The organism is Ralstonia sp. SA306 (assembly GCF_054792405.1).
On the sequence record NZ_CP096451.1, the window covers coordinates 1063696 to 1075130 of the forward strand.

Genomic DNA, 11435 nt, shown 5'->3' on the forward strand with positions numbered 1-11435 from the left:
TGTCTTATATAAGACATAAGACATTCTATAAACGGGCTGGACGCCTTTGTCGCTTTTGTGGTGAAATCGGCAGTTATGTCGAGCACACCCAGCCCTCTGTCCGCTGCGATGCCACCCCCGGGCGGCGAAGGCGGCGCATCGCCCGCTTCTTCGGGCGGCGCGGGCGGCTCTCCCACCTTCAGCCCGCTGTATCAGCAGATCAAGACGCTGATCCTGCAAAGCTTGCAAGCCGGCGAATGGAAGCCGGGCGAGATGATCCCCAGCGAAATGGAATTGGCGGCCCGCTACAAGGTCAGCCAAGGGACCGTGCGCAAAGCGATCGACGAACTGGCGGCCGAAAACCTGGTCGCGCGGCGCCAGGGCAAGGGCACCTTCGTTACCACGCATTACGAAGAAGGCGTGCAGTTCCGGTTTTTGCGCCTGATGCCGGAGCAGGGCGAGCAGCACTATCCGAGCAGCCGTGTGCTGGAGTGCAAGCGCATGCGCGCCCCGGCTGAAATCGCCCGCCTGCTCGAACTCAAGGCCGGCGACAGCGTCGTGCAGATTCGCCGCATCCTGTTCTTTTCGGGTGAGCCGACCGTGCTGGAAGAGATCTGGCTGCCGGGCGCGAGCTTCAAAGGGCTGACGGCTGAAAAGCTGACCGAGTGGAAGGGGCCGATGTACGCCTTTTTCGAGGCGGAGTTCGGCGTGCGAATGTTGCGTGCCACCGAGCGCATCCGTGCGGTTGCGGCCGACGCGACCACGGCTGAATTGCTGTCGGTGGCGGCCGAATCGCCGCTGCTCTCGGTGGAGCGCGTGTCGCATACGTTCGGCGACAAACCGGTGGAGGTACGTCGTGGCCTGTACGTCACGACGCGGCACTACTACCAGAACGAATTGAATTGACGACACGTCGATGGGCCCGATTTGTGCGGGCAGTGGCCACTTCGGCGGCGTCTTGATTTGTGCGTTGCGCAACAGCGTATTGCGCGTCGTGAAGGCAGTGTAAAGAAGACAATCGGCCCCCGTATCACGCCACTGGCAGGCGAGGGCAGGAAGCACAAAAGTGGAGCGCGTCGCATGGAATTAATGGTGCGCTGCGCAACAAAAGCGCGCTAAAATCTCGCGGATTTGTGCAAAGCTGTTTTGTTTGTTGATTAGCCAATTGGGGTCTGACCATGGCAGAAGCCATCAAGAAAGCCAGGCCGGTATACAGGAACATCGGTTTGGGCGACATTGCCCGTTACCGCTTGCCCTGGGCCGGTAAGGTGTCCATCTTGCACCGTGCCAGCGGTGCGCTGATGTTCCTTCTTCTTCCGTTCGTGCTGTACTTGTTCGAGCAAAGTCTCACGTCGGAAATCAGTTTCGCCAAGTTCACGGCGCTTCTGTCCAACAGCTTTGCCAAGGTTGTCGTCCTTGCCCTCATCTGGGCATACCTGCACCACTTCTGCGCAGGTGTCCGTTACCTGATCCTCGATCTGCATATCGGCATCGACAAGGCTTCGGCCTCCAAGTCGGCTGTGAGCGTGCTGATCGTCAGCCTGCTGCTGACCGTCGTGTTCGGCGCCAAGCTGTTCGGCCTGTTCTGAGGAGTCGAATGATGGCAAATAACAATATCGGTCCCAAGCGCCTCGTTGTCGGCGCGCACTACGGCCTGAAGGACTTCCTCGCGCAGCGCGTCACCGCCGTGATCATGGCGGTCTACACCGTCGTGCTGCTGGCTGCGTTCCTGCTCTCCAAAGACACGTCTTACCAAAGCTGGGCGGGGCTGTTCTCCAACCAGTGGATGAAGATGCTGACGTTCCTGGCGTTCGTGTCGCTCACGTATCACGCCTGGATCGGTGTCCGTGACATCTGGATGGACTACGTGAAGCCCGTGGCAGTGCGTTTGACGCTGCAAGTGTTGACGATTCTGTGGCTCGTTGGTTGTGCGGGCTACGCAGCTCAGATTCTCTGGAGGGTTTAAGACATGGTCGCAGTCAAGACTGGGCTGCCGCGCCGCAAATTCGACGTCGTGATCGTCGGTGCGGGCGGTTCGGGCATGCGCGCATCGCTGCAGCTGGCAGAAGCCGGCCTCTCCGTGGCCGTGCTGTCCAAGGTTTTCCCCACCCGCTCGCACACCGTTGCGGCGCAGGGTGGTATCGGTGCTTCGCTGGGCAACATGAGCGAAGACAACTGGCACTATCACTTCTACGACACCGTCAAGGGCTCCGACTGGCTCGGCGACCAGGACGCGATCGAGTTCATGTGCCGCCAGGCACCGAACGTGGTCTATGAGCTGGAACACTTCGGCATGCCGTTCGACCGCAACGCCGACGGCACCATCTACCAGCGTCCGTTCGGCGGTCACACGTCGAACTACGGCGAGAAGCCCGTGCAGCGTGCCTGCGCCGCGGCTGACCGTACCGGCCACGCGCTGCTGCACACGCTGTATCAGCGTAACGTCAAGGCCAAGACCCACTTCTTCGTCGAATGGATGGCGCTGGACCTGATCCGCGACCAGGACGGCGACGTGCTGGGCGTGACCGCGCTGGAAATGGAAACCGGCGAGGTCTACATCCTCGAAGCGAAGACGACGCTGTTCGCCACGGGCGGTGCAGGCCGCATCTACGCAGCGTCCACCAACGCCTTCATCAACACCGGTGACGGCCTGGGCATGGCAGCGCGCGCGGGTGTTCCGCTGGAAGACATGGAGTTCTGGCAGTTCCACCCGACCGGCGTGGCCGGCGCGGGCGTGCTGATCACGGAAGGTGTGCGTGGCGAGGGCGGCATCCTGCGTAACAAGGATGGCGAGCGCTTCATGGAGCGCTATGCCCCGACGCTGAAGGATCTGGCACCGCGTGACTTCGTGTCGCGCTCGATGGATCAGGAAATCAAGGAAGGCCGCGGCTGCGGCCCGAACGGCGACTACGTGCTGCTCGACCTGACCCACGTCGGCGCCGAGACCATCATGAAGCGCCTGCCGTCGATCCGCGAGATCGGCCTGAAGTTCGCCAACGTCGACGCCATCAAGGAACCGATTCCTGTGGTGCCGACCATCCACTACCAGATGGGTGGCATTCCGACGAACTATCACGGCCAGGTCGTGGTGCCGAAGAACGGCAACCCGAACGAGGTCATCAACGGCTTCTACGCGATCGGCGAATGCTCGTGCGTGTCGGTGCACGGCGCCAACCGCCTGGGCACGAACTCGCTGCTCGACCTGGTGGTGTTCGGCCGGTCGGCGGGCAACCACATCGTTGCGCAGAACCTGAAGAACCGCGAGCACAAGCCGTTGCCGGCCGATGCAGCGGACCGCGCACTGTCGCGCCTGGCCAAGCTCGATTCGTCCAGCTCGGGCGAGTACGCGCAGGACGTCGCCAACGACATCCGCCGCAACATGCAGTCGCACGCGGGCGTGTTCCGTACGCAGAAGCTGATGGATGAAGGCGTCGAGCGCATCCTGGAAGTGGCCGAGCGCGCTGGCAGCATCCACCTGAAGGACAAGTCCAAGGTGTTCAACACCGCGCGCGTCGAAGCGCTGGAAGTGGCCAACCTGGTGGAAGTGGCAAAGGCGACGATGGTGTCGGCCGCCGCCCGCAAGGAATCGCGCGGCGCACACGCACACAGCGACTTCCCGAACCGCGACGACGAAAACTGGATGAAGCACTCGCTGTGGTACAGCGAAGGCAACCGCCTCGACTACAAGCCCGTGCAGTTGAAGCCGCTGTCGGTGGAATCGGTGCCGCCCAAGGCGCGTACGTTCTAACGGATAAGAAGGGCCCACAAAAATGAAGCGTATTTTTGAAGTCTATCGCTACGATCCGGACAAGGACGCAGCGCCCCGCATGCAGACCTACGAGGTTGAGCTCGACGGTCACGAGCGCATGCTGCTCGACGCGCTGGTCAAGCTGAAGAAGCTCGACGAGTCGATCGCGTTCCGTCGCTCGTGCCGTGAAGGCGTGTGCGGCTCCGACGCCATGAACATCAACGGCAAGAATGGTCTGGCCTGCCTGACCAACATGCGTGAGCTACCCGAGAAGATCGTGCTGCGCCCGCTGCCGGGGCTGCCCGTGGTCCGCGATCTGATCGTCGACATGACGCAGTTCTTCAACCAGTACCATTCGATCAAGCCGTATCTGATCAACGACGAGCCGCCGCCCGAGAAGGAGCGCCTGCAATCGCCGGAAGAGCGCGAAGAGCTCGACGGTCTGTACGAGTGCATTCTGTGCGCGAGCTGCTCGACGTCGTGCCCGTCGTTCTGGTGGAACCCGGACAAGTTCGTCGGCCCGGCCGGTCTGCTGCAGGCGTATCGCTTCATCGCCGACAGCCGTGACCAGGCCACCAGCGAACGCCTGGACAATCTGGAAGATCCGTACCGCCTGTTCCGTTGCCACACCATCATGAATTGCGTCGATGTGTGCCCGAAGGGTCTGAACCCGACCAAGGCCATCGGCAAGATCAAGGAATTGATGGTGCGTCGCGCGGTGTAAGCCGCGAGTCAGCGCACTTTGGCATTGTGTGTCGCCGGAGCGGTTTCTCCGGCGACGCATTTTTAGGAAGTATGGTTGCTGTGAACACTCCAACGTTCTCCCATCAGTCCGATCCGCACAAGCGTGCCCGTTTGCGCTGGCGTGCCCGACGCGGCCTGCTTGAGAACGACATCATCGTCGAGCGCTTCTTCAACCGCTACGAGACGGAACTGTCGGACGACGACGTTGCCGCACTCTCGCAGTTGTTCGAGCTTCCCGACAACGACCTGATGGATCTCCTGCTTGCACGCAAGGAGCCGGAGGGCGAACTCGACGTGCCTCACATCCAGCACGTCCTGACCTTGCTGCGCTCGGTCTGAACCGGCGCGCGAGAGGTTGCCGCAAGACGAATCGGTCCAGCCGCCCCCCCCGGCCGGCGCCCCTCGATCCGTCTGGCGGGAGTCTCCCGACTTCATTTTTATAAACAGCAGAGAAGGAAACCGACATGACGCCGTCCGAAGTGAAAGCCACCCTATCGTTTTCCGATGGCTCGCCCAGCGTCGAGCTGCCGATCTACAAGGGCACGGTTGGCCCGGACGTGATCGACATTCGCAAGCTGTACGGTCAGACGGGCAAGTTCACGTACGACCCCGGCTTCATGTCGACCGCGTCGTGCAATTCCAAGATCACCTACATTGATGGTGACAAAGGTGAGCTGCTGTATCGCGGCTACGCCATCGACGATCTGGCCAGCAAATGCGATTTCATGGAAATCTGCTACCTGCTGCTGAAGGGCGAGCTGCCCAACGCCAAGCAGAAGGAAGAGTTCAACCATGTGGTGACGAATCACACCATGGTGCACGAACAGATGCAGTTCTTCCTGCGCGGTTTCCGTCGTGATGCCCACCCGATGGCCGTGTTGACGGGCCTGGTTGGTGCCATGAGCGCGTTCTATCCGGACGCTGCCAACATCAATGACCCGCGCGAGCGCGAAATCTCGCAGATCCGCCTGATCGCCAAGCTGCCGACGCTGGTGGCCATGGCATACAAGTACAACATCGGTCAGCCGAACATCTATCCGCAGAACAACCTGTCGTACACGGGTAACTTCATGCGCATGATGTTCGCCACGCCGTGCGAGGACTACAAGGTGAACCCGGTGCTGGAGCGCGCTCTGGACCGCATCTTCATTCTCCACGCAGACCACGAGCAGAACGCTTCGACGTCGACGGTGCGTCTGGCCGGCTCGTCGGGCACGAACCCGATCGCAGCAATCGCCGCCGGTATCGCTTGCCTGTGGGGGCCGGCGCACGGTGGTGCGAACGAAGCCGCCCTGAACATGCTGGAAGAAATCGGCTCGGTGGACAAGGTTCCCGAGTTCATCAAGCAGGTCAAGGACAAGAACAGCGGCGTGCGCTTGATGGGCTTTGGCCACCGCGTGTACAAGAACTACGACCCGCGCGCCAAGCTGATGCGCGAAACCTGCCACGAAGTGCTCGAAGAGCTGGGTCTGCACAACGACCCGCTGTTCAAGCTGGCCATGGAACTGGAAAAGATCGCGCTGGAAGACGAGTACTTCGTCAGCCGCAAGCTGTACCCGAACGTCGACTTCTACTCGGGCATCGTGCAGCGCGCGCTGGGCATTCCGTCGTCGATGTTCACTTGCATCTTCGCGCTGGCCCGCTCGGTGGGCTGGATTGCGCAGTGGGAAGAGATGATCACCGATCCGGAATACAAGATCGGCCGTCCGCGCCAGTTGTTCAACGGCGCAGCAACCCGCGAAGTGCCGTCGATCGACAAGCGCTAAGCCAGGTTGGTTGTTTCACAGAAGCCCCGCACGGGAAACCGGCGGGGCTTTTTGTTGCCCGTAGGTGCGGGAAGGGCCTTCGCGAAATGGCGAAACCCCCTTTCGTCAGTCACGTCCGGTGCCCAATGCACCGGGTGGCATAATCGATCACTCCCCACGAAACTGCTCGCGCAGCGGCCCTGAATTTCAATGGGCGCGTTGTGCACGGATCGCATCATGGCCAAGACGCTCTACGACAAACTTTGGGACGATCACGTCGTTCATACCGAAGAAGACGGCACGACCGTCCTCTACATCGATCGTCAACTGCTGCACGAAGTGACGAGCCCGCAGGCGTTCGAGGGCCTGAAACTGGCCGAGCGTCCGGTGTGGCGCATCAGTGCCAACTTGGCTGTGTCGGATCACAATGTGCCGACTACCGACCGCTCGCACGGCATTGCCGATCCGGTTTCCAAGCTGCAGGTCGATACGCTTGACGCCAACTGCGACAGCTACGGCATCACGCAATTCAAGATGAACGACAAGCGTCAGGGCATCGTGCACGTGATCGGGCCGGAGCAGGGCGCGACCCTGCCGGGCATGACGGTGGTGTGCGGTGATTCGCATACCAGCACGCACGGCGCATTCGGTGCGTTGGCGCACGGCATCGGCACGTCGGAAGTCGAGCACGTGCTGGCCACGCAAACGCTGCTCGCCAAGAAGAGCAAGAACATGCTCGTGAAGGTGGAAGGCACGTTGCCGCGCGGCTGCACCGCCAAGGACATCGTGCTCGCCATCATCGGCAAGATCGGTACGGCCGGCGGCACGGGCTATGCCATGGAATTCGGCGGCTCGGCCATCCGCGCGCTGTCGATGGAAGGCCGCATGACGGTGTGCAACATGGCAATCGAAGGCGGCGCACGCGCAGGCATGGTCGCCGTGGACGATGTCACGCTGGAATACATCAAGGGCCGTCCGTTCGCGCCCCAGGGCGTGGAGTGGGAGCAGGCGGTCGCCTATTGGCGCACGCTGCATTCCGACGAAGGTGCGCACTTCGATCAGGTCGTCGAGCTGCGTGCTGAAGAGATTCGCCCGCAGGTGAGCTGGGGCACGTCGCCGGAAATGGTGGTCAGCATTGAAGACCGCGTGCCGGATCCCGACAAAGAGAAAGACCCGAACAAGCGCAACGCCATGGAGCGCGCGCTCGAATACATGGGCCTGCAGCCGAACGTCGCCATCAGCGACATTAACATCGACAAGGTGTTCATCGGCTCGTGCACTAACAGCCGTATCGAAGACATGCGCGCCGCAGCGTGGGTTGTGCAGAAGCTGGGTAAGCGCATTGCCTCGAACGTGAAGCTGGCGATGGTCGTGCCGGGCTCGGGCCTCGTGAAGGAACAGGCCGAGCGCGAAGGGCTGGACAAGATCTTCAAGGCGGCAGGCTTTGAATGGCGGGAGCCGGGTTGCTCGATGTGCCTCGCGATGAACGCTGATCGCCTCGACCCGGGCGAGCGCTGTGCATCCACGTCCAACCGCAACTTCGAAGGTCGTCAGGGCGCGGGTGGCCGCACCCACCTGGTCAGCCCGGCGATGGCCGCTGCAGCCGCGCTGGAAGGTCACTTCGTCGACGTGCGCAAGCTCGCTTGAGCGGCAGGTTAGAGAGAGCAATCATGGAACAATTCACCATCCACACCGGCCTCGTGGCCCCGCTCGACCGCGAGAACGTCGATACCGACGCCATCATCCCGAAGCAATTCCTCAAGTCGATCAAGCGCACGGGTTTCGGCCCGAACCTGTTCGACGAGTGGCGCTACAAGGACGCCGGCGAGCCCGGCCAAGACAACAGCAAGCGTCCGCTGAACCCGGACTTCGTGCTGAACCAACCGCGTTACAAGGGCGCCTCCGTGTTGCTGGCCCGCAAGAACTTCGGCTGCGGCAGCTCGCGTGAGCATGCGCCGTGGGCGCTGCAGCAGTATGGCTTTCGCGCCATCATCGCGCCGAGTTTTGCGGACATCTTCTTCAACAACTGCTTTAAGAACGGCCTGCTGCCGATCGTGCTGACGGAGTCGCAAGTCGATCATCTGTTCAACGAAACGCAAGCCTTTACCGGCTACCAGCTGACCGTCGATCTGGACAGGCAGATCGTTGTCACGCCAGGCGGTACGGCGTATCCGTTCGACGTCACGGCGTTCCGCAAATACTGCCTGCTGAACGGCTTTGACGACATCGGTCTGACCCTGCGCTATGCCGACCAGATCAAGGCTTACGAAGCGCAGCGCCTGGCCAAGATGCCGTGGCTCGCGCACAAGCTCGTCGGCTGAGCTGACACCAGAACAACAAGGACAACCACATGACCAAGATTGCAGTGTTGCCGGGTGACGGCATTGGCAAGGAAATCGTCGCCGAGGCCGTGAAGGTGCTCAAGGTACTGGGCGAGTCATTCGAGATGGAATTCGCCCCCGTGGGCGGCGCAGGCTACGAGGCCAAGGGCCATCCGCTGCCCGAAGACACGCTCAAGCTCGCCAAGGAGGCTGACGCCATCCTGTTCGGTGCCGTGGGCGATTGGAAGTACGACACGCTGGCTCGCGAACTGCGCCCCGAGCAGGCCATTCTCGGCCTGCGCAAGCATCTGCAGCTGTTCGCTAATTTCCGTCCGGCGATTTGCTATCCGGAGCTGGCCGGTGCATCGAGCCTGAAGCCGGAGATCGTGTCTGGTCTCGACATCCTGATCGTGCGCGAACTGACTGGTGACATCTACTTCGGCCAGCCGCGCGGCGTGCGTTCGGCCCCGGACGGCGCGTTTGCCGGTGCGCGCGAAGGCTTCGACACGATGCGCTACAGCGAGCCGGAGATCCGCCGCATCGCGCACGTCGCCTTCCAGGCTGCCGCCAAGCGCGGCAAGAAACTGTGCAGTGTCGACAAGGCCAACGTGCTCGAGACGTTCCAGTTCTGGAAGGACATCGTCACCGATGTGCATAAGGAATATCCGGAAGTCGAGCTGTCGCACATGTACGTCGACAACGCTGCCATGCAACTCGTGAAGGCACCGAAGAACTTCGACGTGATCGTCACCGGCAACATGTTCGGTGACATCCTCTCGGACGAGGCCGCCATGCTGACGGGCTCGATCGGCATGCTGCCGTCGGCGTCGCTCGACGCGAACAACAAGGGCCTGTATGAGCCGTCGCACGGCTCCGCGCCGGACATCGCAGGCAAGGGTATTGCCAACCCGCTGGCGACGATCCTGTCGGCGGCGATGATGCTGCGCTATTCGCTGAACAAGGCCGAGCAGGCTGATCGTATCGAAACGGCTGTCAAGAAGGTGCTGGCGCAGGGCTACCGGACCGGCGACATCCTGACGTCGGGCTGCAAACAGGTCGGCACTGTGGAGATGGGCGACGCGGTGGTCGCTGCCTTGTAAATCAAAGCATGCGTTGCGGTGCCGTCACATGCGGCGCCGCAATCGTCATTTTTTCGGCGGACATATGTTGCAGTGCATTGTGTGGCCGCCAAATCGTGTATATTTTTGCAGATGATCTCGATCGCGCTCCCCGTCCTCGTACTGGGCATTCTGGGCACCCTGGCTATCGCCGCCAAGGGCACCGCCGCGCGCGCTCGCATGACGCCTGTCGAGATTCGCACGACCACGAAAATCATTACCAAAAAAACGATCTCGTAGATCGTCCGTCGTGTCCGTTCGCCTTCCCCGCGCGGTCACGCCGGGCGACCGAGGCGGGGAAAATCACTAGAGGTTCACAATCATGAAGGTAGGTCTCGTCGGTTGGCGCGGCATGGTTGGCAGCGTGCTGATGCAGCGCATGCAGGAAGAAAAGGATTTCGACCTGATCGACACGGTGTTTTTCAGCACCAGCAACGCCGGCGGCAAGGCGCCCGCATTCGCCAAGACGGATGCGCCCCTGGCTGACGCCAACGACATCGAAGCGCTCAAGGCATGCGACACGATCATCACGTGCCAGGGTGGTGACTACACCACCGAAGTCTTCCCGAAGCTGCGCGCCGCGGGCTGGAGCGGCTACTGGATCGACGCCGCCTCGACGCTGCGCATGGAAGATGATGCCGTGATCGTGCTGGACCCGGTCAACCTGTCGCTCATCAAGAACGCGGTGGCCGCTGGCACCAAGAATTTCATCGGTGGCAACTGCACCAATTCGATTCTGCTGATGGGCGTGGGCGGCCTGTTCCGCGAAGGCCTGGTCGAGTGGGTCAGCTCGATGACCTATCAGGCGGCTTCGGGCGGTGGCGCAAACCACATGCGCGAACTGCTCAAGGGCATGGGCGTGATCCATGGCGCCGTGGCTGATGAACTGGCCAACCCGGCATCCGCCATCCTGGACATCGATCGCAAGGTTGCCAAGACCATCCGCGAAGACGTGCCGACCGAATTCTTCCCGGCGCCGCTGGCTGGTGGGTTGATCCCGTGGATCGACAAGCAGCTCGACAACGGTCAGTCGAAGGAAGAATGGAAGGGCCAGGCCGAGGTCAACAAGATCCTGGGGACGGCGCAGACGATTCCGGTCGACGGCCTGTGTGTGCGAATTGGCGCAATGCGCTGCCACAGCCTGGGCCTGACGCTGAAGCTTAAGCGCGATCTGCCGCTCGAAGAAATCGAGCAGATCATCCGCTCGGGCAACCCGTGGGTGAAGTGGGTGCCGAACGACCGCAGCATCACCGAGAAGGAACTGACACCGGCGTCCATCACTGGTGGTCTCGAAATCGGAGTGGGCCGTGTGCGCAAGCTGAACATGGGGCCCGAGTATGTGAGCGCCTTCGTGATCGGCGACCAGCTTCTGTGGGGCGCTGCCGAGCCGCTGCGCCGTACGCTGCGTATCCTGCTGGGCAAGTGATCCGGGCTTTGCTTTCCTCGTCGGGCCGGGCATCGGCAGCTGTCGTTGCGGCCTGACAACAGAAAGTGCGCTTTTTCTACCAACGCCGCGCGGCCTGCGCGGCGTTGTGCCATCTGGACGCCCACGGTCTGTAACGTTGGTACACAATAGCGGCCGGAACGCTGTCCGCCCATTCGTGGGGTGGACGGGGCACGGGGAAGGGTTAGCGCCACATGAAGCACGCGCATTCCGGGGGGTACGTCGGGTGCTTCAGAATCTCGCCAATTGTGTCGTTTTCATAAAGATTGACGGCGGTTCTTATCCAGTACTTCACTTTTTAGGTGAACTTGCTGCGCTAACTCGTTGATGTTAAGT

12 protein-coding genes are annotated in these 11435 nt (G+C 61.6%); all 12 read left to right on the plus strand.

The annotated features are described in order from the left end of the window. Nucleotides 1-75: 75 nt before the first annotated feature. Complete coding sequence (locus M1D44_RS05040; RefSeq protein WP_024975344.1) at nt 76-885, plus strand: GntR family transcriptional regulator; 810 nt, start codon at nt 76-78, stop codon at nt 883-885. 272 nt (nt 886-1157) lie between these two features. Beyond that, nucleotides 1158-1568, plus strand: a complete 411-nt coding sequence (sdhC, locus tag M1D44_RS05045) for a succinate dehydrogenase, cytochrome b556 subunit (RefSeq protein WP_316854193.1) — start codon at nt 1158-1160, stop codon at nt 1566-1568. 11 nt (nt 1569-1579) lie between these two features. Beyond that, nucleotides 1580-1945 (plus strand): succinate dehydrogenase, hydrophobic membrane anchor protein, encoded by a 366-nt coding sequence (gene sdhD, locus M1D44_RS05050; RefSeq protein ID WP_004637532.1) that lies wholly within the window; start codon nt 1580-1582, stop codon nt 1943-1945. A 3-nt stretch (nt 1946-1948) separates the two neighbouring features. Next, nucleotides 1949-3727, plus strand: coding sequence for a succinate dehydrogenase flavoprotein subunit (gene sdhA, locus M1D44_RS05055; protein ID WP_024979655.1), 1779 nt, complete (start codon nt 1949-1951; stop codon nt 3725-3727). Between the two features lie 22 nt (nt 3728-3749). After that, nucleotides 3750-4451 (plus strand): succinate dehydrogenase iron-sulfur subunit, encoded by a 702-nt coding sequence (locus tag M1D44_RS05060; protein WP_009241007.1) that lies wholly within the window; start codon nt 3750-3752, stop codon nt 4449-4451. A 71-nt stretch (nt 4452-4522) separates the two neighbouring features. Beyond that, nucleotides 4523-4810 carry an FAD assembly factor SdhE gene (locus M1D44_RS05065; RefSeq protein ID WP_009241006.1) on the plus strand — a complete coding sequence of 96 codons (288 nt, stop codon included), beginning with the start codon at nt 4523-4525 and terminating at the stop codon, nt 4808-4810. 125 nt (nt 4811-4935) lie between these two features. Continuing rightward, nucleotides 4936-6237 carry a citrate synthase gene (gene gltA / locus M1D44_RS05070; protein ID WP_024975345.1) on the plus strand — a complete coding sequence of 434 codons (1302 nt, stop codon included), beginning with the start codon at nt 4936-4938 and terminating at the stop codon, nt 6235-6237. A gap of 216 nt (nt 6238-6453) precedes the next feature. After that, complete coding sequence (gene leuC, locus M1D44_RS05075; protein WP_024975346.1) at nt 6454-7863, plus strand: 3-isopropylmalate dehydratase large subunit; 1410 nt, start codon at nt 6454-6456, stop codon at nt 7861-7863. 23 nt (nt 7864-7886) lie between these two features. Further along, nucleotides 7887-8537, plus strand: a complete 651-nt coding sequence (gene leuD / locus M1D44_RS05080) for a 3-isopropylmalate dehydratase small subunit (RefSeq protein ID WP_439004859.1) — start codon at nt 7887-7889, stop codon at nt 8535-8537. Nucleotides 8538-8566: 29 nt separating this feature from the next. Then, entirely contained in the window at nt 8567-9637 is a 1071-nt protein-coding gene (leuB, locus tag M1D44_RS05085) for a 3-isopropylmalate dehydrogenase (RefSeq protein ID WP_316854300.1), read from the plus strand. A gap of 81 nt (nt 9638-9718) precedes the next feature. After that, nucleotides 9719-9895 (plus strand): hypothetical protein, encoded by a 177-nt coding sequence (locus tag M1D44_RS05090; RefSeq protein ID WP_155954077.1) that lies wholly within the window; start codon nt 9719-9721, stop codon nt 9893-9895. Between the two features lie 82 nt (nt 9896-9977). Continuing rightward, nucleotides 9978-11081 (plus strand): aspartate-semialdehyde dehydrogenase, encoded by a 1104-nt coding sequence (gene asd, locus M1D44_RS05095; RefSeq protein ID WP_316684948.1) that lies wholly within the window; start codon nt 9978-9980, stop codon nt 11079-11081. The last annotated feature ends 354 nt before the right edge of the window (nt 11082-11435 follow it).